Source organism: Rhodoferax sp. (assembly GCF_025354435.1).
Taxonomy (GTDB): Bacteria; Pseudomonadota; Gammaproteobacteria; order Burkholderiales; family Burkholderiaceae_C; genus Rhodoferax_B.
The window spans coordinates 69,345-93,356 of record NZ_JANXMU010000025.1; the positions used below are offsets into that span (position 1 = coordinate 69,345).

The following is a 24,012-nucleotide window of genomic DNA, read 5'->3' on the forward strand; positions in this document are numbered from 1 at the left end:
GCTTTCAACGGGCGCGTGACGGATATCACCCTTCGCCCTTTTCCTTATTGCCTGTGTAAGCGATAGGGCCGATAGCCCCTGTTGCATCAGATACCATTTAAAAATGTGCGCACATCTTGTGTGCACTTTTCGCTGCTGGACCCTTCCATGAACCCATTTCCCCCTCCTTGCCGCGCTGTTCTTTTGGCGCTCTTGTGCGCCAGCAGTCTGGCCAGTTACGCCGTTACCGACAGCAAAGCTTCGCGGTTTTACGAAGATGCATTGGGTCGGTTCGAAAAGCATGACATGCCTGGCGCCATCATCCAGCTGAAAAATGCGCTGCAAATCGACAAGAACATGTTGCCTGTGCAAGTGCTGTTGGGCAAAGCCTTGCTGGCCAACGGCGAGGCTGCCACTGCAGAGGTTGCCTTGCTGGAGGCCCTGCGCCTGGGGGTGAGCCGTGCCGAGGTGGTGGTGCCTTTGGCCGAGGCCTTCATTGCTCAGGGTAAGCAAAAGTTGTTGCTAGAGCAGTCGCAGTTCAATCCTGCTGGTTTGCCGCCTGGCACCCAGGTGCAAGTGCTGTTGTTGCGAGCGTCCGCCAGTGCCGATCTGGGCGATCCACGCGGTGCCCTCAAAGGGATTGAGGAAGCACGCGTAGTGGATGGCCGTACCCCCGAGGTCTGGCTGGCCGAGGTGCCGGTGCGCATCCGGGCGCGCCAGTTTGCCGAGGCCAACGTGGCGGTGGGGCGGGCCTTGGCCCTGGCCCCCAATTCTGCCGAGGTTCGCTACCAAAAGGGCGCGCTACTGCATGTGCAAGGCAACTTGCGCGCGGCGGTTGCGGCCTACGACTCGGCTCTGCAGATCGATCCCAAACATATTGAGGCGCGCGTCGCCCGTGCTGGTGTTGCTATCGATTTAGGCAAAGATGCGGATGCCGCGAAAGACGTCGCAGAGCTGCAGCGTCTCTCGCCGCGTGAACCCCGTGCCGCCTACTTCAAAGCCTTGTTGGCCGAACGCAGCGGTAACAACGCGGCCGTCCGCACCGCCTTGGCCGAAGTCACCGGCTTACTCGACCCTGTACCTGTGTCCTTCGTCCAGTACCGGCCCCAGTTGCTGATGCTCAACGGTCTGGCCCACTTCGGCCTCAAAGAGCCCGAAAAAGCCAAGCCGTACTTTGAGTCGTTCCAGCGGGTGCAAGGCAACAGTCCGGTTTCGAAGTTGTTGGCGCAAATCTATATGTCCGAAGGCAACTTCACCCGTGCCACCGAGCTGCTGGAGGATTACATCAAAGTCCAGCCTGGTGACGGCCAAGCCCTTACCTTGCTGGCCGGTGCCAACATGGCCCAAGGCCGTAATGCCAAGGCGACCGCACTCATGCAGCAGGTGCTGGCGACCAAAGACGCGCCCGAATTTCGTACCGCCTTGGGCCTGAGCTTGATCGGCGGTGGCAAAACCAGTGATGCCATTGTGCAGCTGGAAACTGCCTTCAAAGACCCTAGCCAAACCCAGGCGGGTACGGCGTTGGTGGGCTTGTACCTGCGCGACGGCCAAACTGCCAAAGCTGTCGCAATTGCCGATAAATTGGTGAAGCTGCAACCCAATAATGCAGGCTTCAACAACCTCCTTGGTATGGCTCAGGCCCAGGCGGGTGTGCTGCCCGCCGCCAAAATCGCCTTCGAGCGGGCAGTACAGCTGGATGACAAGCTGTTGCAGGCCAAGATCAACTTGGCCCGTGTAGATATCGCAGCCAAATCCTACGATAGCGCCGCCACGCGCTTGGCCACCATCCTTAAGGCAGACGACAAAAATATCGATGCCATGTATGAAATGGCCAACCTCTCTGACCGCCGTGGTCAAGCTGCAGAGGTGCTGCGCTGGCTCCAAAAAGCCAGCGATATTGCGGGCCCTAAAGAGTTGCGCCCAGATACCTCCCTGGTGGAGCTGCATCTGCGTAATCGTGCGCCTGCTCTCGCTTTAGAGGCGGCGAAGCGTTTGTTGGCCAAGGCACCCGACAGCCTTCCTTCGCTGCTGGTCTACGGCCGTGCACAGTTGGCCAATGGCGATGTGGAAGGTGCCAAGTCCACATTTTCGGGTGCTACCCGATTTGCCGACTTCAATGCCGTTCAGCAAACCGAAATTGCCACTTTGCAAATGGCTGCCAATAACCCAGCCGGGGCTGCGTACAGTTTGGAGAAAGCCCTTTCCAGCCGCCCTGACTATTTGCCTGCCATGGCCATGATGGTCGATGTTGAGCTGAGCCAGGGGGCGCCGGCCAAAGCCGAACAGCGGGCCCGCCAGGTACTGGCACAGACACCCAAACTTGCCATTGGTTACAGCCTGCTGGGCGATGTAGCCCAAGCCCGAGGCCAAACTGCTGCTGCCATCGACGCATACCGGCGCGCCCACCAGGCCGAACCGAGTTCAGATACGCTGTTGCGCCTGTTCCGGGCGGTGTCCAGCCAAGATGGCGGAAAACCGGCGTTACTGCTGGCTGAACAGTGGATCAAGGCCCACCCGCAAGACATGGTGGTCCGTAGAGCCTTGGCTGACTCCTATGCACGTGCCGAAAACTACCCGGCAGCCCGAACCAACTACGAGATTCTTCTTAAAGCCAAGCCGGATGATATCGGGGCGATGAACTATCTGGTCAATGTACTTCTACGCTTGAAGGACCCTGCAGCCATTGCGATGGGTGAGAAGGCTCTTGCGCTGGCTCCCGCCAATGCCAACGTAATCGATACCTTAGGTTGGGCGCTGTTCCAAAGCGGCAAAGCAGACCAGGCTGACCGCGCTTTGCAACTTCTGCGCGATGCCCGCTTGCGTGAGCCCAGTAATCCCGAAATCCGCTACCACCTGGCAGCCGTTTTAGCCCATTCTGGGCGCAACACGGAAGCACGTGATGAGGTGGATGCTGCACTCAAGGATGGGCGGAGCTTTGATGGCGTAGCCGCTGCTGAAGCTTTGCGCAAGACATTGCGTTAAGAAGCGCTAAAAAGTGCTTGTCGAAATTTCTTACAGATTTGTTAATGCATGTTATTTTGTTTTTGCAACATGTTGATTTTAAAGTAAAAAATTTTATTGGCATGGATTTGGCTTTGTAGTTCATATTAATGATGGTTTGCTGTGTTAGCACCCCAATAAGATGATCAAAATGAAAAACTTCCGTATGACCCGTTCCTTGCAAATATTGGCTGCCGCCGCCCTGATGGGTGTGGCAGGTTCGGGCTGGGCAACGTCTTGGTCGCTTGACTCCGGTTGTGGCACTTCTTCAGGTGTTACAACGTGTACTACTTCAGGCGGCATTTCCCTGACTGCGCAAGCGTATTCGACCAGCACAGGTACAGTCGCAGCGCCTACAACCGGCACTAAGTTTGCGGCCGCCCAGGTCACGCAAAATGGTACGGGCTACGGTTTGGGGGTTATTTCTACCAATGAAGATAATTCTTCGCCCAACCACACGATGGATAACTCTAATGGCACCGACCTGATCGTCCTGCACTTTGGTTCTGCCATTAATTTGAGCTCGATCTTGCTGGGCTACACCTACAACGATGCCGACCTGACGGTCATGGCTTACACCGGTGCCGGTACACCGACCATCTCAAACAACACCACTGGCTCCTTTACTGCGGGCAATGGTTGGACTTCGGTACAAAATTATTTCACCGCTGCTGGTGCGTCGTCCGAAACGGATGTGGCTGTAACGACCAACAAAGACACCACCACTTATTCCAGCTGGTGGGTGATCAGTGCCTACAACTCTGGTTTTGGCGGCTCGGGTACCGGTGATGCGTTGAACGACTATGTGAAGCTGATGACGGTCGCGGGTAGCACGAAGTCGTCCACTGGCGTGCCAGAGCCTGGATCGCTAGCCTTGGTGGGCGTAGGCCTGCTGGGTTTGCTGGGCAGCGTCCGCCGCCGCAACACCGCCCAGCGCGCTGCTCTGACCGCTTAATTTTCTAGTTCCCAGGCCGCTTGCGGCCATCCTCAAAAGGTACCGAGTTTCGGTGCCTTTTTGCGTTGGGGGTACGTATTTTGTGGGTTTCATTAATCTTGTGGATGTAGTTTTGCGTGGTATCGCCCATCATGAAACCAGTTCAATCTGGGGGCTGGCAGATGCAAACAGCAGAGCGCTTTGGTGCCAAGGTTTCCATCGGCTTGCCGGGGCGTGGCATGTTTTTGCTGGAGGCTGTGGAGCCCGGGGGGCTTGATTTCTTGGTGCGCAGCGTGGGTGCTCAGGTGGTGGCCCGGATCGATACCGGTAAGGCCCTGGTGGTAATGGGCGTGGCCTCGTACATGGGTTTGCGCGGGGCTCGGGCGGTGCGGTTCATCGGCCCGGTCAACGTGGACCAGCAGCGTCTGGCAGCGGTTCTGGGGGCCTTGAATGTCTCCCTTGGCGCGCCTGCTTCCTCGGTTTCGTAACTGCTGCTGTTTGACCAGCGGCCCACTTCAAGGAGACAGCTATGGCCGGTAGTGTTGGACAAGAATTACTCGACGTACCCCTTCCCGATATGGTGCTGAAACTGGCTCTGGGCATAGCCGAGGCACAAAAAGCGCTGGACGAGAATTCGGTAGAAACCGCCAAGGCCCTGGCCGAAACCGAGCTGCCGCTGGTGATGGGTGTGACCCAGACCATCGCCGCCAATGGCGATGTCACCTATGTGAACTCGGCCCCGGTGAATGTGTCGCTGATTCAGATCGGGCTGATGCCTACCTTCTACCAGTTTGCCGAAGCCACCATCGAAGTCACGATGGACATCAAAACTACCACCTCGGTGGAAACCAGCCTCAAAGTCGGCGTCAAAGCCAAGGCCGGGTTTGCCTGCTGGAGCGCATCGGTGTCGATAGATGTGTCGCACAACCGCAAGTTTGGCAAAGAAGTGCATGGCACCAGCCGCCTGCTGACCCGTATGGTGCCGGTGCCACCTCCGCCGCGCATTGCGCCGCAGCTCACCGTGGTAGACAACCGTCCACCCAAAGTCCCTGCTTGACCATGGCTACGCTGGACAAGGCCAAGGTCTTTCGCGCGCCTATCGTACCGGCCGAGGTGGTGGTGCAAGAGACGGCATCCACTTCGTTTGCCGACCTGGTGCGCCTGATGGCCGAGGGCATCGCGGACGCGCAGATGGCGCTGGACCGCAGCGCGGCCGAGATGGTGACCGAACTGGCCGAGACCACGGTGCAGATCATCCCCAGCATCACCGAAGTGGTGGCAGCAGACGGTACGGTCACCTTTACCCAAGGTGCACCACAGACTGTGTCGCTGCTGGCGCTGGGCGTGAAGCCCACCTTCTACCAGTTCTCGCAGGCCACGGTAGAGGTCAGCATGGACCTGAAACTGGTTGAGCAGATCAACGAAGACGGTACGGTCAAGAAGGGCGGGTTGGGTTTGTTTGCGGAAACCTCCAACATCCGTTTCGAACGCAAGCTAAACCGCGACGTGTCGGTTCATTCCAAAATTACCGCCACCCTGGTGCCTGTGCCCGCGCCGCTGCGCCTGGAGATTCCACGCCGCACGGTTACCGGCTGACCTGACTGCTGGAGCATTTTTGCCATGGCCCTAGCTACGAATCTTCCCAACCTGCAGCGCGCACCCTTGGGTATTTTGTTGGGCAATGCCGGTGCTGCGCTGACCAGCGCCCAAACCGACCTCGGCCTGGGTGTCGGCTTGGCCAGTGGCATGGTGATGTCCGAGGCCACACTCGAAATCAAGGCCGCGGTGTCGCGCAGCAGTACCGGCGAGCTGGAGATCGAGCCGCTGTCATCCGCCCATCTGGCGGGCGCGCTCAATGCCTCGGCCGTGTCCACCATCCGCGTCAACTTTGTGGCCACGGCCGCCACACCGGCTGTGGCCAGCAACCCGGGCGGCACCACCGTGCCTGTCAAGACCAAGGACGAGATCATCAAAGGCTTTCGGCAACGCGACGATCTACAGGCGCTAGAGCGGGTGATCGGCCCTCTGGAGGTACGCGCCACCTTTGTGCCGGGCAGCCGCCGCTGGCTAGTAAATGCGGTCGATGCCGAAGGCCGTATGGTGCGCGAGCAGTTGGTGGCAGATTGAAAAGCCGGTCCTGTGCGCAACCGAGGAATCCAAGATGGTGACCAAACCCCCCACTCTGGCCCAGCTGCAAGCCGCTGTAAAGGCCGCCCAGGCCCAGGCCGCTGACACCGAAGCCGCCGCCCGCAAAAGCCTGGCCGAAGCCGCCGACACCATGTCGCGCCTGAAACTGGCCGCCACCGCCGCCAGCGACCGCGAACTCAAAGCCACCGCCGAGGCCGACGCGCTGCGCCAGCAACTGGCAGCTGTGCAGGCGCAACTGCGCGCACCGGCCGAGACGGACGATCTGCCCGCCCAGATCAGCCTGTTGAAAACCCAGATCGAGGGGCTGCTGGCCGAAAACCAGCGCCTGGCCCAGCAGCGCGACACGGCCCAGGCCGACAACCAGACCCTGTTCAAACGCCTGGACACCAGTGCCGAGCGCGAGAAAGCCGCTGTAACCGCCGCCGTGCTGGCTACGGTTGCCGGGCAAGAGGCCACAACCAAGGCCACCTTGGAGAGCCTGCGCCTGGGCACGGCGCGCATTGCCGCCTTATCGGCACAGTTGGGCAGCGCGGGCAAACTGGAGGTGCTGGCCCCGGACCAGGTGGGGCATCTGATGGGCGGTTTTTTGCAGCAGTTGGAAACCGGCATGCCCACCCTGCGGCTGGCCGAGGGCGAGCTCAAACTCAAACTGGGTCTGGCCCGCGCCGACCAGCAAGACGGCTTTGTCATCTTGCCGCCCAATGCCAGTGCTGAACTGCGCGGAAGTCTGCATGAAATCTCTCTGCGTTTCGACCGTGCTGGTGGCACGGTATTGAAGGCGGATGCGGGCTGAATTTAATGTCTTTTAGGCCTCTAGCGCTTGTTCTGCCTGCACAAGATGCTATGAATAGAAGAGTAAACCAAGTTTCGAACTCCGCCGACTTGCAGTTGCTATAAAAAAAATAGCTAACTATGTAGTGTTTATATGCGCTAGATGGCGATTTAGTCCTAAGTTCACTCCACCGTAATGATCTCGCGGTGCATCGGAGCCAGCTTGGCCAATAACTGGTTTTGCGCGGTGAACGGGATACCGCGCGCATCCATCGTGCCTTGCAAAATCTCCACCACTAGGTTGAACTGGGCTTTGTCGATGGCCAGTTGGGCGTGGGAATTCTTCATGGTTTCACCGTCGTACTTGCAGGGGCCACCGCTGAGTTCGCAAAACTGGTCGGTGAACTGCTCTTTCAGGTAGGCGGGCTTGATGTTGTCAAACATCTTGCCGATGCGCGGGTTGGCTTTCAGGCGGTCCACAAAATCGCTAGCCAGGGCGGCAATGCCGGGCTTTTCGCCCAACGACTGGTACAGCGGGGCGGTTTGGGCGTGCGCAGCACCCGCCAGTACGAACACAGCGGCGGCGATCCATGGTTTGAAAAAGGTCATGCTGCAGCTCCTCAAAATGCGATTTGGGCGGACACATAGCCACCGGTTTGTTTGCGGCCCGAGACCAGCGCTGGGGCGATACGGCCCAGGTCCACGTAGGCCAGGGTCAGTGAAAAGTGTTTGCTGGGGGCCCAGGCGATGAACAAGTCTTGCCAGTTGTCTTCGCGCAGCGCGCCCGAGTTGGCACCGAACACGGCATTGCCCACCGGCTCCAGGTTGTTGGGTTTGAAGCGCACTTCTGCGCCGATGGCGATGTCTTTGCGCAGCAGGTAGGCGACCGAAAACTCGGGCATCAGTCGGTACTTGTCTTGCCCCAGCGCCCCACCAAAGCCCAGCAGGCCGTTCTGGTTGGCCTTGGTGGCGCGCAGCGTGCCATTGACCAGCAGGCCCTGGCCCAGGAACAGCTTGGTGGCACTCAGGTACACATCGGTGCCGGTGGTTTTGGCGCCCAGAGCGGTCAGTACCGGCTCCATGCTGCCGGCATGCACGCGCTTGTGCTGCAGGCCCACGGCGATTTGCGGCATCCAGCTGTCGCTGTTGAGCACGGCATCGCCCGCCACCCGCACCTTGGCACCGAAGATGTCCATCTTGATGTGCTGGCCGGGTGTCACGCCAAAAGCGGCCAGCGCCGAAGTGGGCCCGGCGTTGAAGTCCTGCTGTGCAAGGGACAGTTCGAACCGGTCGTGGATGCCCAGCACCGCACCGGCCACGTTCAGGCCGTAATCTTGGGTGTGCACACGGGTGAGGGCGGCGCTGACCCCGATTTCGCGTTCGGTGGCATTGCTGCCCACCACAGCCCATGGTGTCAGCCCGCCACCGGCCGCGCCGTCGATGCTGCTGACACCTCCGGTCAAAAGCAGTTTGCCGGTTTCGGCAAGGGCCCAGGGGCTGCACAGGATTAAGCTGGTAGCGGCGAGTGCAGTGGTCAACAAACGCATAAAAGATCCTCGTGGAAGGGGGGTAAAACGCAAAACTTTATTTGTAACATGGTTGCCTGGGTTGCCACATTCGGATACACCAAAAATACCCGAAAACGGGAATCCTTGTGTTTTGTACCTTGACAATTTCTACCGAGAAACCCTCTATGCAACACCCTTGGCACGCCCACTATTCCGCTGGAATGCCGACCACCCTCGACGCCGCAGGCCCGCAAACCGTGGTGGCTCTTTTGGAGCACAGTTTTGTAACTTACCGTGACAGCGATGCCTATGTTTTCATGGGCCACACGCTGCGTTACGGCGATGTGGATGCCTTATCCACGGCGCTGGCCGCCTGGCTGCAGCACCAGCCGTTGGCACAAGGCGACTGCGTGGCCATCATACTGCCGAATTTACTGAGCTTTCCGGTGGCCATGGCTGCGGTGTTGCGGGCCGGGTTTGTCGCAGTCAACATCAACCCGCTGTACACCCCGCGCGAGTTGCAGCACCAGTTGCAGGATTCCGGTGCCAAAGCCATCGTGGTTCTGGACCGATTCCTGCCAACGCTGGATGCCATCGTGGCCCATACCGATGTGGCCACGGTGCTGGTCGCCGCGGGCACCGACCTGTTGGGCCTACCCGCCGGGGCCGTGCTGCCTGCACTGGCCGATGGTGGTAGCAGCTTTGTGGATGCCATTTACCAAGGCCGCAGCCTGCCATACCACCCACCCGTGCTGCAGCCCAGCGACCCGGCGGTTCTGCAGTACACCGGCGGCACCACGGGTGTAAGCAAAGGGGCCACGCTGTTGCACAGCACGCTGGTAGCTAATTTGCTGGCTTCCGAGGCCTGGATGCAGCCCGGCCTGCAGCGCCAAGCCCGCAGCACCCAGTTCACCATCGTTTGCGCGCTGCCGCTGTACCACGTGTTTGCGTTCGTGGCCTGCAGCCTGCTGGGCATGCGGGCCGGTGCGCGCAACATCCTCATCCCGAATCCGCGCGACCAAACGGCCATGATTGCGCTCTTGAAACCCTACAAGCTGCACATGTTCCCGGCGGTCAACACCCTGTTTGGCGCGCTGCTGCAGCACCCCGACTTTTTGCAGCTGGATTTCAGCGAGCTATGCATCAGCAACGGCGGTGGCAGCTCGGTGCAGGCCGCCGTGGCCCAGCGCTGGCTGGAGGTAACCGGCTGCCCCATCACCGAAGGCTATGGCCTGTCGGAAACCGCCGCCGCCGTGGTCTGCAACCGCACCGATCTGGAGCTGTTTACCGGCGACATCGGACTGCCCATGCCCGGCGTGCACATCCGCATGCTGGACGATGCAGGGCAAGACGTTCCCCTGGGCCAGCCCGGCGAAATCGCCATCCACGGCCCGCAGGTGATGGCTGGCTACTGGAAGCGACCCGAGGACACTGCGGCGGCCTTCACGCCAGAAGGCTATTTCCTCAGCGGCGACATCGGCGTGATGGACGCGCAGGGCCGCATCCGCATCATCGACCGCAAAAAGGACATGCTGCTGGTCAACGGCTTCAACGTCTACCCCAACGAGATCGAAGCAGTGGTGGCCCAGCACCCCGGCGTGCTGGAGTGCGCGGTGGTGGGTGTGCCCGATGCGGACACCGGCGAGGCCGTGCGCCTGGTGGTGGTCAAAAAAGACCCGGCAGTCACCGAGGCCGATCTGCTGGCCTTTTGCGCCGAGCAGCTCACCGGCTACAAACGCCCGCGCAGCGTGGAATTCATTGATGCGCTACCCAAGTCTGCGCTGGGCAAAGTGCTGCGCCGGGAGCTGCGGGTTTAGAACAGCCAGCCTGTCTGTGCTTCTAAATACATAGCTACTGGTGTAGGTGGAATATACGCTAGAGTCGTATTTGGCTCTAAATTGGCTCTGACCAATGCACCCACCCGCACCCCCAGCAGCCGCAGGCGTTTGTCCAGCGGCGCGCGCTTCAGGCACTGCCCGGCGGCGTGGCGGATGGCTTTTGCATCGGCCGTGGGCGCGGCCAGTGTGTGGTCACGGGTGGCGGCTTTGAAGTCGTCATAACGCAGTTTGATGCCAATGGTTTTGCCCACATAGCCTTTGCGCTGTAGGTCGGCGGCCACCTGCTCGCACAGCCGGGTGAATACCGCGCCCAGCTCGGCCCGGTCGTGCACCGCGTGCAGGTCGCGGTCAAAGGTGGTTTCGCGGCTCATGGACACGGGTTCGCTCTCGGTGACCACCGGCCGGTCGTCGCGGCCATGGGCCGATGCATGCATCCACGCCCCGGTGGCCTTGCCAAAGTGCGCCACCAGCCACTGCGGGTCGGCCGCGGCCAGGTCGCCAATGGTGTGGATGCCCAGCGCCGTCAGCTTCTCGCTGGCCTTGGGGCCAATGCCGTTGATCTTGCGGCAGGACAGGGGCCATATCAGCGTTTGCAGATCGTCCGGCCCAACGATGGAAATGCCGTTGGGCTTGTTGAACTCGCTGGCCATCTTGGCGATCAGCTTGTTGGGCGCCACGCCCACCGAACAGGTCAGCCCGGTGGCATCCAGCACTGCTTTCTGGATCAGCCGCGCCAGCACCCGCCCACCCTCGCGCTGGCCGCCGGGCACCTCGGTAAAGTCCAGGTAGATTTCGTCCACCCCCCGGTCTTCCATCAGCGGCACGATCTCTTGCGCGATGGCCTTGAACTGGCGCGAGTAGCGGCGGATTTCCTCAAAGTCCACCGGCAGCAAAATCGCCTGCGGACACAGCTTGGCTGCCTTCATCAACCCCATCGCCGACCCCACCCCAAACTGCCGCGCCGCGTAGGTGGCCGTGGTGATTACCCCGCGCCCTACGTAGTCCTGGAGCTTGGGGAATTCGTCCACCCCAATCTCCGCCAGCGCCCGCCCTGCCAGCGCTTCATCCTCCTTACGCCGCCCACCGCCAATCACTACCGGCAAGCCCTTCAGCTGCGGATAGCGCAGCAGCTCTACGGAAGCGTAAAACGCGTCCATGTCGAGGTGGGCAATACGGCGGGGTGGAGGTGAGAGCGGGACGGGCATGGCGGCAAGGGGAGGCCACACCGCCAGGGTTTTTGCATGTCGTTGGCTGTGTGTATGTACAGTATAGTGCGGGCCAGCCATACTCTGTAGCCCTGCGCCCGTTTAGAAAAGGCTACACCCCATGAACACCTCTTCCGCCTGGTTTTACTGGGCTATCCTGTCGGCCGTCTTCGCGGCCATGACCGCGATCCTGGCCAAGATCGGCATCCAGGGTATCGATTCTGACCTGGCAACGCTGGTGCGCACCGCGGTGATCATCGTGGTGTTGTCCATCTTTGTTTGGTACACCGGCAAGTGGAGCAACCCGCTGCAGCTGCCCACCAAAACCTGGGTGTTTCTCGGCTTGTCGGGCCTGGCGACCGGTGCGTCCTGGGTCTGCTACTTCCGTGCGCTGCAGATCGGAGAGGCCTCCAAGGTGGCACCCGTGGACAAGCTGAGTTTGGTGCTGGTGGCCGTGTTTGCAGTTGCCTTTCTGGGCGAGCGGCCCAGCCTGCGTGAGTGGAGCGGTATCGCCATGGTGGCCGCAGGTGTTCTGGTGCTGGCGATCAAACGTTGATCTTGTTGTGCTACCGGGGTGCCACCAGCGTCAGCGCCAGCCGGTTATGCCGCTCCACCAGTGGCCCCAGTTCCACCGTCACCAACTGCCCCTCGCGCACCACCACGCGGCCGTTCACCACCGTGTAGGCCGCTTGCGCGCTGGCGCAGAGCAGCAGGCTGCCGACGGGGTCGTGCACGGCGCCGCCTGCGAAGGGCAGGGTGCGCTGGTCGAACAGGGCCAGGTCGGCGCACATGCCGGGGGCAAGGTGGCCGATGTCGCTGCGGCCCAGCACTTCGGCGCCGCCGCGGGTGGCGATTTCCAGCACGTTGCGGGCGGTCATTTCAGCCGGGCCGTGGTCGCAGCCGAAGGGTTCTAAAGACCGGCCCACGCGTGCCAGCAGCAGGGCCTGGCGGGCTTCGTTGAGCATATGGGCACCGTCGTTGCTGGCGCTGCCGTCTACGCCCAGGCCCACGGGCACACCAGCGTTGAGCATTTTGCGGATGGGGGCGATGCCGCTGGCCAGGCGCATATTGCTGCAGGGGCAGTGGGCCACGCCGGTGCGGGTGGCGGCGTAGAGGCTGATGCCTTCGGCATCGAGCTTGACACAGTGGGCGTGCCATACGTCGGGGCCCAGCCAGCCCAGGTCTTGGGCGTATTCGGCGGGGGTGCAGTTGAACTTTTCGCGGGTGTAGGCGATGTCGTGGTCGTTCTCTGCCAGGTGGGTGTGCAGGCGGGCACCCAGGCTGCGGGCCAGGCTGGCGGATTCACGCATCAGGTCGCGGCTGACGCTGAAGGGGGAGCAGGGGGCCAGGGCCACCTGGGTCATGGCACCGTGTGCCGTGTCGTGGTAGCGGGTGATGAGGCGCTGGCTGTCGTGCAAGATGGCGGCTTCTTGTTCGACCACGCTGTCGGGCGTCAGGCCGCCTTGGCTGGCACCCACGCTCATGCTGCCGCGGGTAGCGGTGAAGCGCATGCCGATGTCCAGCGCGGCGGCGATGCTGTCGTCGAGCTGTACGCCGTTGGGGTAGATGTAGAGGTGGTCGCTGCTGGTGGTGCAGCCCGACAGCAGCAGCTCGGCCATGGCGACCTGGGTGGAGACGTGGACCATCTCGGGCGTAAGCCCGGCCCAGATCGGGTACAGGCCGCGCAGCCAGCCAAATAGCTCGGCGTTTTGTACCTGGGGGATGGCCCGCGTCAGGCTCTGGTACATGTGGTGGTGGGTGTTGACCAGGCCGGGGATGACCAGGTGGCCCTTGGCATCGATCACCTCGTCGGCGCTGTGCAGCAGGGCCGGGGGCAGGTCGGCGGCGCTGCCCAGCGCTTCAATTTTGCCGTCGCGGATGAAAACGTAGCCCTTGCGGAGTTCGCGGCGCGTATCGTCTAGCGTGGCGATGCAGTCGGCGTTGTGTATCAGCAAAGTGGGCATGGCGTATTTCGGAGAGTGTGGTCCGAATATTACATGCCAAATCGTGCTCTAGCGCATATTTAATATACGCAAGTAGCTATAAAAATTGTAGTAAATGCGGTTTCAGGCCATGCGTCCGTTGGTGCCCTGTACAAAGCAGCCGGTGATACGCCACTGCTTGTTTTTTTGCCGCTGCAGGGTGTAGACGGCCAGCCAGGCGACGCCTTCGGCATCGGACATCTGCACGGGCTGCACCACCATGTCGCCGTCGCGCTCGGGTTGCATGAAGGCCACAGAGGCCGGTCGGTAGACCACCGCGTACTGGCCGCGCACCATGGCCATGAAGTGTTCGGCCGAGGCAACGGATTTGCGTACATTGGGGGCCGCGTATGAAAAGGCTTTGGCGGCATCGTCGGCGGCAAAGGCGGCCAGCTGGGCCTGGATGACTTCGCGCACGTTTTTGACTTCCTGGGTGCTCAGCGGCCCGGCCAGGGCCGATACCGACAGCAGCAGCGCCGCCAGGGCGGTGGCCAGGTGGCGCCAGAGGGGAAGCGTAAGGGCCAAGGGGGAGTGGGGAAGTGTGTGCATAGCAGCCCATCCTTTTAAAAATGCCACGTTGTGGGTGGCGCGCAACCAGAACATGCTGGTGCCTCTATTCTCATCCTGCAGCTGCAAAAAGCCAGAGGCTTAAGGCGATAACTGTGGGCGAAGTGGTGCTATTTCAGAGGCCGGGTTGCCAGCGTTCGCCAAGCCCTTGCGCGAACCAAATGCGTTGGCATAGCACCAGGTGAATTCAGCCCCGATCAGGAAGATCTGCGCCGAGTAGTACACCCACACCAGCATCACCACCAGCGACCCGGCTGCGCCAAACGCAGAAGCCACGCCGCTGCGGCCCACGTACAGGCCAATCAGCGACTTGCCCAGGGTGAACAGCAGGGCGGTGACGGTGGAGCCAATCCACACGTCCTTCCACTCCACCCGGGCCCGGGGCATGACTTTGTAGATCAGGGCAAACATGGCCGCGACCAGCAGGAAGCTGCCGATGGCATTGATAGCGGCTGCCACTGCCAACCATTCGCCAAAGATGGGCCGCAGCCAGCGCTCGGTGGTGACCAAGGCGGCACTGACCACCAGCGAGACGATCAGCAGAAAACCCATGGCCAAAATCATGCCAAACGATAGCAACCGTGCCCGCACCATGCTGGCCCAGCTGCTGGTGGCGGCCACCGGGGCGCGCCAGATGCGGTTCAGCGCGTTTTGCAGCTCGCCAAAAACGCTGGCTGCGCCAATGAACAGCAACAGCACGCCCAGGGTGGTGGCCGCAATGCCTTCGCTGGGTTGGCGCACGCTGGCCAGCAGGCCCTGCACCGCGCTGGCACCCTGGTCGCCCATGAAGCTACGCAGTTGCTCGGCGATTTCGCCGCGTGCGGCATCTTCACCAAATACCAGCCCGGCCACCGAGATGGCAATCAGCAGCAGCGGTGCCAGCGAAAACATGGTGTAGTAGGCCAGCGCTGCGCCCATGCTGGGGGCGTAGTCGTCCACCCAGGAGATGGCGACTTGTTTGATGAGGTTCCAGTAAGGAACAATTTTGTTCAAAGACATATCTGCATCATCTTCCACGCTGCCGTATCGCTCTAGTAGATTCCATCGCTTGTGTCTGTGGGATATGGCCTACACGGCAGGGGGGACAAACTGCACGGTGTTGGCGGTTTCGGCCCAGCGTTCTTTGACTTCCAGAATCTCGGGCATGTGGGCCAAGAACAGCGTGACCAGCGCCGGGTCGAAATGCTTGCCGCTTTGCGCGCGCAGCAGGTCCAGTGCGGCCTCTACCGTCCAGGCGTTTTTGTAGGGGCGCTCGCTGGTGAGTGCGTCAAACACATCGGCTATGGCGGCAATGCGCCCGGCAATGGGGATGTCGGTGCCCGCCAGTCCGTGCGGGTAGCCGCTGCCATCCCATTTCTCGTGGTGGGTGATGGCTATTTCGCTGGCCACCCGCATCAGGCCCGGCGGGTGGTCGCCCAAGATGTCGGCACCGATCTGGCTGTGGCCGCGCATGATGGCCCATTTCTCGGGGTTCAGCGCGCCTTTTTTCAACAGCACCGCGTCGGGAATGCCAATCTTGCCGATGTCGTGCATGGGCGCGGCGTTGAACAGGTTCTCTACATCGACCGGGCTTAAACCCGCCGCCTCCCCGAGGATGCGCGAGAAGTAGCTCATGCGGATCACGTGCCTGCCGGTTTCGTTGTCTTTGAATTCTGCGGCCAGGCCCAGGCGGCGGATGATCTCCAGCCGGGTTTCGCGCAGCTCGTCGATCTGCACCAGGGACAAGTGGTTGCGCACCCGGGCTTTTACGATGGCCGGGCTGGCGGGCTTGGTGAGGTAGTCCACCCCACCCACGGCAAAGCCTTTGGCCTCGTCGTCGGTATCTGCCAGCGCGGTGACGAAGATCACCGGGATATGCCGGGTCTGGGCATCTTGTTTCAGGGCTGCGCAGACTTCGTAGCCAGTCATCACCGGCATCATGATGTCCAGCAGGACCAGGTTGGGGCGTTCGCGCTGGGCCAGTTCGACGGCCTTGGGGCCGTCTTTGGCGAACAGCAGCCGGTAGTCGTCTTGCAGTACGTGGCGCAGCATTTGCAGGTTGATGACCTCGTCGTCTACGACTAGTAGGGTGGGGCGGTTGTCGGCTAGCTGGGTCATGGTGTGGGTTCCTCTGAATGGGGGGCCAGTTCCAGGAATAATGTTTCCAGAAGCTGTTGGGCGGTGTCGAATTCGAAGGCCATCAGGGCCGATTCCAGCTCCGCCATGCGGTGGCCCAGGCCTGCGTTGTGCAAGGCCTGGGCCAGTTGCTCCTGCGTGCCTTCGTCCAGTGCGTTGTGCTGGGTGGCGTTTAGCATGGTCCGGAGCATGTGGTGCCATTGCGGAGACACCGCAGGAGGCCAGGCCGACGCAGTGTGCAAAGGTGCCGGTTCCGTGTGTCCGTCGTTCAGGGCCAGGTCGACGGCATGCATGGCGGCCGCCACGTCTTTCTGCGCCAGTCGCGCCTGCTCGGAGTAGCCGGACAGCAGGGTTTCTTCCAGCACGTGGGAGCTGTGCATCAGGGTTTGCAGGCATAAGTTACCTGCTGCGCCGCGCATGCGGTGGGCCAGGTAACGGGCACCTTCCAGGTCCTGGCGCTCCAGCAGGGAGTCGATTTGCGCGGGCACGGAATGGTTGTCGTCGAGAAACTGGCGGATGGTCTTGCCCAGCGTGGCACCACTGCCCCACAGCTCGATGCCTCGCTCCCAGTCGATTGCCGGGGCGGCGCTCTGGTCGTGCCGGATGGTCTGGGCGGTGGTACCTTCGGTATCGGGTAACTTGATACCCATGACACGGGCTATCTCGGCAATGAGCTGTGACAGGTCAATCGGTTTACTGGCAAAGCCATCCATGCCCACCGCTTGGGTAGCGCAGCGTTCTTCACTCATCACGCTGGCCGTTAGCGCCACGATGGGGGTGGGCCGCAGCTTGCGGGTCAGTTCTAGTTGGCGGATGCGGCGGGTGGCCTCCAGCCCGTCCACGCCGGGCATTTGCACGTCCATCAGTACCACGTCAAAAGTCTGCTTCTGGAAGGCCTGCATCGCCTCAACCCCGCCCGTAGCCGTTGTCACCCGGTGACCCGCATGGCCCAGAGACAGGGACAACAGCTCCAGGTTTTGCGGCATGTCATCCACCGCCAGAATGCGCAGGCCAGGCAGCTCGTACAGCAACATTTCATGCACCGGTTCCACTGCTTGCCCAGGCTGCAAGGGCAGGCGCAAATGGAAGGTGCTACCCACGCCCAGCGTGCTTTCGACATGCAACTGCCCATCCATCAGCTCCACCAGTTGCCGCGCGATAGTGGTGCCCAGGCCGGTGCCGCCAAAGCGGCGGCCCATGGATGCATCGGCATGCGAGAACGGGTCGAAGATCTTGTCGATCCGGTCGTCGGCAATGCCAATGCCGGTGTCGGTCACGGCAATGAGCACCACCCCCCAATCAAGTTGCGCCGTGACGTGGACCGAGCCGACGTGGGTGAACTTCACCGCATTGCCCAGCAGGTTGTTCAACACCTGGCGCACCCGCATCGCATCGCCTTTGAAGAACTCGGGCAGCGTGGAGGCGTAGTGCACCTCCAACTCCAGGCCTTTGCTTACGGCGGTGAGGCGTTGGGTGTCGGCCGCTTCGGTGATCAGGGCTTTGAGTGAGAAGTCTGCGTGCTCCAGTTCCACCGCGCCTTTTTCCAGCTTGGCGGTGTCCAGAATGTTGTTCAGCAGCCCCAGCAGCGAACGCGCGCACTGCCGTACCGTGGCCATGTGGCGGCGCTGCAACTGGCCCAGGTCGGTGCCCAGCAGTAGCTCGGTGAAGCCGATGATGGCGTTCATCGGCGTACGGATTTCGTGGCTCATATTGGCCAGAAAGCTGGTTTTGGACTGCACTGCGATTTCGGCAATCCGGTGTGCTTCGCGCAGCTCGGACTCCATGGCGTGGCGTTCGTGGATGTCCAGGATGAACGCATCGATCCACAGCGCCTTGCCTTGTGCGTCGTAGGAGGCCGTGCCCCGGCCCCAGACCCAGCGGTAGCTGCCGTCGCGGTAGCGTAGACGGTATTCGATGGAGTAGGTGGTGCGGTTGGCCACCGCCTGGGCCACCGTGGGCAACAGCATCGACAGATCGTCGGGATGGACCAGGGTGGCGATATTGAGGTCGCCGTGTATGAAGGCCGCCGCCGGGTAGCCGGTGAAAGCCTCTACTGCATCGCTGATGAACTGCATGGGCCAGTTGTCTTTGATGATGGCCCGCAATGCGATGCCGGGGAGGCTGCGGACCAGCGATGTGATTTGCGCCTGGCTGGCATCCAGGGCGCTCTCGACCATCTTGCGCTTCGAGATGTCCATGATGATGCCGTCCACCCACAACGGCTTGCCTTGTGCATCGTAGGTGGTGATGCCGCGACCCCACACCCACACATAGTGGCCATCGCGGTGCTGCAAACGGTATTCGATGTCGTAGCCGCCATGCTCGGCGATGGACAGGTAGGCTTTTTGCAGGTTGTCTGCCTTGTCGTCGGGGTGTGTCTGTTCGAGCAAGGTTTTGCTGCCGGACAAAAAGGCCTCTGCGGGCCAACCCACCACAGATTCAATGGCCTCGCTCATGTACGACATGGTCCGGCTCTCGTTGGTTAGCGCCCGGAAGACGATGCCTGGAATGTTTTGCGTCATGGTGTGCATTTGCTGCCGGCTGGCGTTGAGTGCCTGTTCTGCCAATTTGCGCGCCGTGATGTCGATCAGCAGGCCGTCAAACCACTGCGGCGTGCCGCTGTCGTCATGCACCACCCGGCCATGCGAAAGCACCCAGCGGAAGCTGCCATCGCGGTGCAGCATGCGGTATTCGTTTTCGTAGCTGGTGCCTGCAACCCGCGCGCTGCGAACATTTGCCTGTACTTCCTCCCGGTCATCGGGTGGATGTGCTCCAGCACCTCCCCCTGCCGGGCCAGAAATTCCGTTGCCGTCCAGCCGGTCAGCGCCAATACGCCGTCACTGACAAACAAAATCCGCCGCGCACCGTTGAGCTCGCGGCGGAAGGCCAAGCCGGGGATGTGCAGCAACAAGGAGCGAAATTGCGATTCGCTGGCGTGCAGCGCCTGCTCTACGGCTTTGCGTTCGGTGATGTCTGTCAGCAGCACATCCAGCCAGCGCGGTGTGCCGCTTTCATCGTTGACCACGCCGCCGCGCCCTAGCACCCAGCGCACGCTGCCATCGCGGTGTACTAGCCGATATTCGATAGCGTACAAATGGCTGTATTCGATGCTGTAGTGGATGGCGACCTTTACCCGTTCCTGGTCCTCGGGGTGGATCTGGTCCCAAAAGTCATGGCCCTCGTTCAGGCACTGTTGTGCGGTCCAGCCCGTGAGCTGCTCAATGCTATCGGTCACAAACACCAGTTTGCGTAAACCGGCCACTTCTCGCCGCGAGGCTACACCGTGGATGTTGTGTAACAGCGAATAGTGCTGCGATTCGCTGGCGTGCAGTGCCTGCTCTGTGGCTATGCGCTGGGTGATGTCGGTCAGCAAGCCGTCAAACCAGCGGGGCGTGCCTTGGTGGTCGCAGACCACACTGCCTCGCGACGTGATCCAGCGCAGACCGCCGTCACGGTGGATTAGCCGATAGTCCACTCCGTACAAATCCTGTGTGGCGCAGGCTTGGTCTAAGACTTGCTGCACCCGCGCCACATCCTCGGGATGGATCTGGTCCCAAAAGTCGTGCCCGTCGGCCATGCTTTCCTGGGCGGACCAGCCGGTCAGGGCCAGGGCACCGTCGCTGATAAAGGTCAGCTGTCGGTTGTCCAGCCGCCGCCGGTAGGCCAGGCCGGGGATGTTGAGCAGCAGGGATGCGTAAAGGGATTCGCTAGTTTGCATTTGCTGGTACAGCTTGCGGTAGCGCACCAGGAGGTGACTGGTGATGGCGACCACTGCGGTGCCCAGCACCGTAGCCAGGGCAATTCTTAGCGCTTCAGCATGCCCGTTGTGGTGGACCAGGTTGAGCGCAAAGCCCTGTGCGGTGCTGAAGTGCGTTGCCTCCATGCCCAGGTAATGCATGCTGGCCATGCCCAGACCCAAAATGCTGCCGCTGAGCACAATGGTGTTGTCCATGGCATGTCGGCCATTGCCTAGCAGCATAGGCAGTCCAAACCGTATCCAAAATGCCAGTGTGGACAGCGTAATAGCAATGCCGGTCGCCAGCAGCGCCCACAGGGGGTCGTAGGGTGGCTGCAGCTCCTTTTGTATGGACGCTATACCGCAGAAGTGCATGGCCGCAATGCCGCAGCCCACCAGTACCCCGCTCAGCACGATCTGCCGTGGCCCGATCGGGGGGCGGGCCAGCACCTGCAGCGCCAGCCACGTGGCCAGCAAGGTGGGCAACAGTGACAACAAGGTGTAGCCCGGGTGGTATTGCACCTCGGTGTCCAGGCTAAATGCCAGCATGCCGATGAAGTGCATCGCCCATATGCCGCCGCCCAGGGTGACCGCGCCCGCCAACAAGGCCAGTTGGCGGTGCTGTGGTTTTGCCACAGCCTGTGCAATATCGGCAATGTGCAGGGCTACGCACGCGGTAAAGATCGCAATACCTACTGAAAGTGCAACGAGCCAAAGGTCATGGGTGCCATACAAAATAATAGGATCTCTAAATGTGGGACCAAAAAAAGTCTGCATGCAAATTGTGTTCTATTTTAAAAATGCAGTTTTAATATTTTTTGGTATACGAAATATTTTGCGCTCGCAGGCTGTTATTGGCTATCACATACTTTGGTAACAAGGTTATTGGCTTTTGTAAAACACGCATGCAGTGGTCTGTTTTCTGGCTCTGTGGGTCTAAAGAATGCAGCCTTGCTATACATTTAATTTGGATACTTTCTGGCACCCAGCATAGGTTTTGTATGTGCGTATAGCTATGAAAAATATAGTACTGTATGGGCTGCCGTCCGCAGGCGCACTTACGGCGCAACGCCTTAGGTAAAGCCTGGCGGATTTGTCGTGGGTCCCCCACATCACAACGACTAAGGGCCGCTCTATACGGCCCTTTGGTCTGTAGGAGGATGCCGATTGCCATGGCGCTGCTCCGTCCTACTGCGGATCGCGGGGGTGTCTGCTGGGCTAGGCGGGAGTGGATTTCTACACTGACTCCACCTCCAGATTCACCTTGAAGCCCTTGCTTCACCCCAGGACCCCGCCATGGTTAGATTGAAATTTTCGATAGGGCTGAACTATGAAATCGCCAGCCCCGGCTGCGACTTCATCTTCAGCATCCACGCCGCGCAAACGCCGCACCAGACCGTGGTGAGCGAGCTGCTCAACATCAGCCAGCCGGTGCAGTCAAACATGTATACCGATCCGGCTACCCACACCCGGTTTCTGCGCTTCAAAGCCGCCGCAGGCCCGTTGACCGTGCACTACGACGCCACGGTAGACCTGGCGCACTTCACCGCCCCGCCTGAGAGTATTCTGGAAGCGCCAGTTGCCAACCTGCCCGGTGCTGTGCTGCAGTACTTGTACCCCAGCCGCTACTGTCCGTCCGACCGCCTGCACCGCCTGGCGGTGAAGGAATTTGGCCATCTGCCGCAGGGCTACAGCCGGGTGCTGGCCATCCGCGACTGGGTCACCAGCCGGGTGTCCTTTCAGTCCAACACCTCCAACGGCAACACTACAGCCATCGACACCCTGGTGGACCGGGTGGGTGTGTGCCGCGATTTTGCGCACCTGATGATTTCGCTGTGCCGAGCCGTCAACATCCCGGCACGCTTTGCCTCGGGCATCGACTACGGTGCCGATCCCTCCCTTGGCCCCACCGACTTCCACGCCTATGTAGAGGTGTTTCTGGGCGACCGTTGGTACATCTTTGATGCCTCGGGTGCCGCCATCCCCATGGGCTTTGTGCGCTTTGGTACCGGCCACGATGCCGCCGACGCGGCCTTTGCCACCATGTTTGGCGGCGTGACCGGCTCTGCGCCGGTGGTGCAGATCGAGGCGATTCCCAATGCCGAGGGTGTGCTGGTGCTGCCAGAACATGTGCCGTACGGCCTGTCTACCGACGGGCAGACCCAGGCCTTTTGATTTCCAGGGCCCGCGCACTGCGCAGGTCCTTCACTTTTCCACAGGAGACTTTATGAACAAAAACACATGGGCTTTGGCCTTGAGTACCACCGCACTGGCCTTGCTGGTGGGCTGCAGCAGCATGAAAACCCCCGCCACCGCCGACGTGGCCGTGTCCAAAGCCGCGGTCGACAACGCCGTGGGCGCAGGCGGGGCGGAATTTGCCCCGCTGGAGATGGAATCGGCCCGTACCAAGATGGCCGCCGCCAACAAAGCCATGGCCAACAAGGACTACAAGCTGGCCGCCAGCCTGGCCAATGAAGCCCAGGCCGATGCCAAGCTGGCCCAAGGCAAGGCCAACAACGCCAAAGCCCAGGCGGCGGCCGATGCGCTGCAAGACAACCTGCGGGTACTGCGCGAAGAGCTCGACCGCGCCAGCAAAACCAATTAATCCAGGAATATAAAAATGAAAAATCTCTACACCCCTCTTGCCCTCGCCGTTGCCGTACTTTTGGGTGCCTGCAGCTCCCTGCCCACCAGCACCACCCTGTTGGACCAAACCCACAGCGATTACCGCATGGCCCAGGCCAGCCCCAACGTGAACCGCTACGCCCCACTGGAACTCAAGCAAGCCGGTGAGGCCCTGGCCCGCGCCGATGCATCTGCCAACAACAAAGACAAGCCTGCCAAGGTCGATGAACTGGCCTACCTGGCTAAGCAAAAAATTGCGCTGACGCAAGAAGTCGCCAACCAGAAGTTTGCCGAAGCCGAAGTGCTGCGCACCGGCAAGGAAGCCGACCAGTTGCGCCTGCAGCAGCGCTCCAACGAGGCGGATGCGGCCAAAGCCAAGGCGGAGCAAGCCCAGCAAGCCGCCCTGATGGCCCAAGGCGATGCCGCTGAAGCCCAGCGCAAAACCGACGAGGCTCGCCGTGTGGCGCAAGAAGCCCAGGCCCGCAATGCGCAGCTAGAGGCCCAGCTGGCCGATCTGGCCGCCAAAAAGACCGAGCGCGGCATGGTCATCACCCTGGGCGACGTGCTGTTTGGCACTGACCAGGCCCGTCTGACCCCCGAGGGCCTGCGCACCGCCCAGAAGCTGGCCGATGTGCTGCAGCAAAACCCGCAGCGCAAGGTGCTGGTCGAGGGCTTTACCGACAGCACCGGCAGCAGCGCCCATAACCAGGAGCTGTCGGACCGCCGCGCCGCTGCCGTGCGCACTGCCTTGGCCGGCATGGGCATCGCCAACGACCGCGTCGCCACCCGTGGCTATGGCGAGGCCTACCCCGTGGCCGCCAACGACACGGCCCAAAACCGCCAAATGAACCGCCGCGTCGAGATCGTTTTGTCCGACGAAACCGGCAAGACCGTGCAACGCTAATTTTTTGCCAGGAGAACTGCTATGAAACCCACCCCTTTTGAACGTTTTGCTGCCATCGCCTTGGTCAGCGCCATGTCCCTGTCGATCGTGGCCTGCAGCAAGCCAGTTGAGACCGCCGCCAGCGAACCCGTGGCCAGCACCACGGTGGGCACCGAGATTGACGACACCGTGGTCACCGCCAGCGTCAAGTCGGCCCTGCTAGCCGATGCCGATGTGAAAAGCGTGGACGTGAAGGTCGAAACCCGCAAGGGCGAAGTCATGCTCAGCGGCTTCGTGGACAGCCAGGCCCAGATCGAGCGCGCCACCGCCGTCACTAAAGCCGTGGCCGGTGTGAAAAGTATCGACAACAAGATGGCCCTGAAGACCGCCGACACCACGGTCGGCAACAAGGTGGACGACGGCATCGTCACCACCCGCGTCAAGGCCGCGCTGCTCAACGATGCCAGCATCAAAAGCCTGGACATCGCTGTGGTGACCCGCAAGGGCGAAGTGCAGCTCAGCGGCTTTGTAGACAACCAGGGCCAGATTGACAAGGCCCTGCAAATCGCCAAAGCCACCGAAGACGTGAAAGCCGTGAGCAACGAGATGAGCATCAAAAAGTAGGCTGGGGGGCGTTGCGGCGACCCCAATCTTTGCCGTCCCTGGATCACTCCTGGGACGGCTTTTTTATATGCTTTTTAGCCCCCTAGCGCATATGGTA

21 protein-coding genes and 1 pseudogene are annotated in these 24,012 nt (G+C 61.2%); 13 read left to right on the plus strand and 9 right to left on the minus strand.

Annotation, left to right across the window (positions count from 1 at the left end):
• Positions 1 to 147 precede the first annotated feature (147 nt).
• The 7 genes from prsT (at position 148) to Q0T48_RS06385 (ending at position 6,854) form a co-directional block, all read left to right on the plus strand.
• Entirely contained in the window at positions 148 to 2,961 is a 2,814-nt protein-coding gene (gene prsT, locus Q0T48_RS06355) for an XrtA/PEP-CTERM system TPR-repeat protein PrsT (protein WP_295953997.1), read from the plus strand.
• Positions 2,962 to 3,145: 184 nt separating this feature from the next.
• A complete protein-coding gene (gene xdp1, locus Q0T48_RS22035; RefSeq protein ID WP_366887939.1) occupies positions 3,146 to 3,934 on the plus strand; it encodes an exosortase-dependent surface protein XDP1 in 789 nt (262 codons plus the stop codon).
• Positions 3,935 to 4,065: 131 nt separating this feature from the next.
• Complete coding sequence (locus Q0T48_RS06365) at positions 4,066 to 4,401, plus strand: hypothetical protein (RefSeq protein WP_295954002.1); 336 nt, start codon at positions 4,066 to 4,068, stop codon at positions 4,399 to 4,401.
• Positions 4,402 to 4,442: 41 nt separating this feature from the next.
• Positions 4,443 to 4,970 carry a hypothetical protein gene (locus tag Q0T48_RS06370; RefSeq protein WP_295954005.1) on the plus strand — a complete coding sequence of 176 codons (528 nt, stop codon included), beginning with the start codon at positions 4,443 to 4,445 and terminating at the stop codon, positions 4,968 to 4,970.
• Positions 4,967 to 5,509 (plus strand): hypothetical protein, encoded by a 543-nt coding sequence (locus tag Q0T48_RS06375; protein ID WP_295954007.1) that lies wholly within the window; start codon positions 4,967 to 4,969, stop codon positions 5,507 to 5,509. Before Q0T48_RS06370 ends, Q0T48_RS06375 begins: the two co-directional genes overlap by 4 nt.
• A gap of 24 nt (positions 5,510 to 5,533) precedes the next feature.
• Entirely contained in the window at positions 5,534 to 6,040 is a 507-nt protein-coding gene (locus Q0T48_RS06380; RefSeq protein WP_295954009.1) for a hypothetical protein, read from the plus strand.
• A gap of 34 nt (positions 6,041 to 6,074) precedes the next feature.
• Entirely contained in the window at positions 6,075 to 6,854 is a 780-nt protein-coding gene (locus tag Q0T48_RS06385) for a hypothetical protein (RefSeq protein ID WP_295954010.1), read from the plus strand.
• Positions 6,855 to 7,015: 161 nt separating this feature from the next.
• Here Q0T48_RS06385 and Q0T48_RS06390 read toward each other — a convergent pair whose 3' ends face one another.
• Both Q0T48_RS06390 and Q0T48_RS06395 read right to left on the minus strand, forming a co-directional pair.
• A complete protein-coding gene (locus Q0T48_RS06390; protein ID WP_295954011.1) occupies positions 7,016 to 7,441 on the minus strand; it encodes a group 1 truncated hemoglobin in 426 nt (141 codons plus the stop codon).
• An 11-nt stretch (positions 7,442 to 7,452) separates the two neighbouring features.
• The gene (locus Q0T48_RS06395) at positions 7,453 to 8,379 is read right to left on the minus strand and encodes a DUF3034 family protein (protein WP_295954012.1); all 927 of its coding nucleotides are present in this window, start codon (positions 8,377 to 8,379) and stop codon (positions 7,453 to 7,455) included.
• Positions 8,380 to 8,525: 146 nt separating this feature from the next.
• Between Q0T48_RS06395 and Q0T48_RS06400 the strand changes: the two genes are divergently transcribed.
• Positions 8,526 to 10,157, plus strand: coding sequence for an AMP-binding protein (locus tag Q0T48_RS06400; RefSeq protein ID WP_295954013.1), 1,632 nt, complete (start codon positions 8,526 to 8,528; stop codon positions 10,155 to 10,157).
• On the opposite strand, the gene dinB is transcribed toward Q0T48_RS06400, so the two are convergent.
• Complete coding sequence (gene dinB, locus Q0T48_RS06405) at positions 10,154 to 11,383, minus strand: DNA polymerase IV (protein ID WP_295954014.1); 1,230 nt, start codon at positions 11,381 to 11,383, stop codon at positions 10,154 to 10,156. The genes Q0T48_RS06400 and dinB overlap by 4 nt on opposite strands.
• A gap of 121 nt (positions 11,384 to 11,504) precedes the next feature.
• Between dinB and Q0T48_RS06410 the strand changes: the two genes are divergently transcribed.
• Positions 11,505 to 11,939, plus strand: a complete 435-nt coding sequence (locus Q0T48_RS06410; protein WP_295954015.1) for an EamA family transporter — start codon at positions 11,505 to 11,507, stop codon at positions 11,937 to 11,939.
• A 10-nt stretch (positions 11,940 to 11,949) separates the two neighbouring features.
• Here the strand turns inward: Q0T48_RS06410 and Q0T48_RS06415 are convergent, their stop codons facing one another.
• From Q0T48_RS06415 to Q0T48_RS06440, 6 genes and pseudogenes are all read right to left on the minus strand, one after another.
• Positions 11,950 to 13,347: an 8-oxoguanine deaminase gene (locus Q0T48_RS06415; protein ID WP_295954016.1), complete on the minus strand. Its 1,398-nt coding sequence runs from the start codon at positions 13,345 to 13,347 to the stop codon at positions 11,950 to 11,952.
• 102 nt (positions 13,348 to 13,449) lie between these two features.
• Complete coding sequence (locus Q0T48_RS06420; RefSeq protein ID WP_295954017.1) at positions 13,450 to 13,914, minus strand: DUF4864 domain-containing protein; 465 nt, start codon at positions 13,912 to 13,914, stop codon at positions 13,450 to 13,452.
• Between the two features lie 99 nt (positions 13,915 to 14,013).
• Positions 14,014 to 14,931 (minus strand): YihY/virulence factor BrkB family protein, encoded by a 918-nt coding sequence (locus Q0T48_RS06425; RefSeq protein ID WP_295954018.1) that lies wholly within the window; start codon positions 14,929 to 14,931, stop codon positions 14,014 to 14,016.
• Positions 14,932 to 15,000: 69 nt separating this feature from the next.
• A complete protein-coding gene (locus Q0T48_RS06430) occupies positions 15,001 to 16,029 on the minus strand; it encodes a two-component system response regulator (RefSeq protein WP_295954019.1) in 1,029 nt (342 codons plus the stop codon).
• Positions 16,026 to 18,878: a PAS domain-containing protein gene (locus tag Q0T48_RS06435; RefSeq protein ID WP_366887940.1), complete on the minus strand. Its 2,853-nt coding sequence runs from the start codon at positions 18,876 to 18,878 to the stop codon at positions 16,026 to 16,028. The genes Q0T48_RS06430 and Q0T48_RS06435 overlap by 4 nt, the downstream gene beginning before the upstream one ends.
• Before the next feature lie 119 nt (positions 18,879 to 18,997).
• Positions 18,998 to 20,560, minus strand: a pseudogene (locus tag Q0T48_RS06440) (PAS domain-containing protein); the annotation flags it as partial.
• A gap of 519 nt (positions 20,561 to 21,079) precedes the next feature.
• On the opposite strand from Q0T48_RS06440, the gene Q0T48_RS06445 reads away from it, so the two are divergent.
• From Q0T48_RS06445 to Q0T48_RS06460, 4 genes are read left to right on the plus strand one after another with little or no spacing between them, the layout of a single operon-like run.
• Positions 21,080 to 21,958: a transglutaminase family protein gene (locus tag Q0T48_RS06445; RefSeq protein WP_295954020.1), complete on the plus strand. Its 879-nt coding sequence runs from the start codon at positions 21,080 to 21,082 to the stop codon at positions 21,956 to 21,958.
• Between the two features lie 52 nt (positions 21,959 to 22,010).
• Positions 22,011 to 22,388: a DUF4398 domain-containing protein gene (locus tag Q0T48_RS06450; RefSeq protein ID WP_295954021.1), complete on the plus strand. Its 378-nt coding sequence runs from the start codon at positions 22,011 to 22,013 to the stop codon at positions 22,386 to 22,388.
• Between the two features lie 15 nt (positions 22,389 to 22,403).
• Positions 22,404 to 23,312, plus strand: a complete 909-nt coding sequence (locus Q0T48_RS06455) for an OmpA family protein (protein WP_295954022.1) — start codon at positions 22,404 to 22,406, stop codon at positions 23,310 to 23,312.
• A 21-nt stretch (positions 23,313 to 23,333) separates the two neighbouring features.
• Positions 23,334 to 23,915 carry a BON domain-containing protein gene (locus Q0T48_RS06460; protein ID WP_295954024.1) on the plus strand — a complete coding sequence of 194 codons (582 nt, stop codon included), beginning with the start codon at positions 23,334 to 23,336 and terminating at the stop codon, positions 23,913 to 23,915.
• Positions 23,916 to 24,012: the final 97 nt, after the last annotated feature.

Coding starts and splice junctions, on each gene's coding strand:
- prsT (WP_295953997.1), top strand. CDS start 148: ATGAACCCATTTCCCCCTCCTTGCCGCGCTGTTCTTTTGGCGCTCTTG.
- xdp1 (WP_366887939.1), top strand. CDS start 3,146: ATGACCCGTTCCTTGCAAATATTGGCTGCCGCCGCCCTGATGGGTGTG.
- Q0T48_RS06365 (WP_295954002.1), top strand. CDS start 4,066: ATGAAACCAGTTCAATCTGGGGGCTGGCAGATGCAAACAGCAGAGCGC.
- Q0T48_RS06370 (WP_295954005.1), top strand. CDS start 4,443: ATGGCCGGTAGTGTTGGACAAGAATTACTCGACGTACCCCTTCCCGAT.
- Q0T48_RS06380 (WP_295954009.1), top strand. CDS start 5,534: ATGGCCCTAGCTACGAATCTTCCCAACCTGCAGCGCGCACCCTTGGGT.
- Q0T48_RS06385 (WP_295954010.1), top strand. CDS start 6,075: ATGGTGACCAAACCCCCCACTCTGGCCCAGCTGCAAGCCGCTGTAAAG.
- Q0T48_RS06390 (WP_295954011.1), bottom strand. CDS start 7,441: ATGACCTTTTTCAAACCATGGATCGCCGCCGCTGTGTTCGTACTGGCG.
- Q0T48_RS06395 (WP_295954012.1), bottom strand. CDS start 8,379: ATGCGTTTGTTGACCACTGCACTCGCCGCTACCAGCTTAATCCTGTGC.
- Q0T48_RS06400 (WP_295954013.1), top strand. CDS start 8,526: ATGCAACACCCTTGGCACGCCCACTATTCCGCTGGAATGCCGACCACC.
- dinB (WP_295954014.1), bottom strand. CDS start 11,383: ATGCCCGTCCCGCTCTCACCTCCACCCCGCCGTATTGCCCACCTCGAC.
- Q0T48_RS06410 (WP_295954015.1), top strand. CDS start 11,505: ATGAACACCTCTTCCGCCTGGTTTTACTGGGCTATCCTGTCGGCCGTC.
- Q0T48_RS06415 (WP_295954016.1), bottom strand. CDS start 13,347: ATGCCCACTTTGCTGATACACAACGCCGACTGCATCGCCACGCTAGAC.
- Q0T48_RS06420 (WP_295954017.1), bottom strand. CDS start 13,914: ATGCACACACTTCCCCACTCCCCCTTGGCCCTTACGCTTCCCCTCTGG.
- Q0T48_RS06425 (WP_295954018.1), bottom strand. CDS start 14,931: ATGTCTTTGAACAAAATTGTTCCTTACTGGAACCTCATCAAACAAGTC.
- Q0T48_RS06430 (WP_295954019.1), bottom strand. CDS start 16,029: ATGACCCAGCTAGCCGACAACCGCCCCACCCTACTAGTCGTAGACGAC.
- Q0T48_RS06445 (WP_295954020.1), top strand. CDS start 21,080: ATGGTTAGATTGAAATTTTCGATAGGGCTGAACTATGAAATCGCCAGC.
- Q0T48_RS06450 (WP_295954021.1), top strand. CDS start 22,011: ATGAACAAAAACACATGGGCTTTGGCCTTGAGTACCACCGCACTGGCC.
- Q0T48_RS06455 (WP_295954022.1), top strand. CDS start 22,404: ATGAAAAATCTCTACACCCCTCTTGCCCTCGCCGTTGCCGTACTTTTG.
- Q0T48_RS06460 (WP_295954024.1), top strand. CDS start 23,334: ATGAAACCCACCCCTTTTGAACGTTTTGCTGCCATCGCCTTGGTCAGC.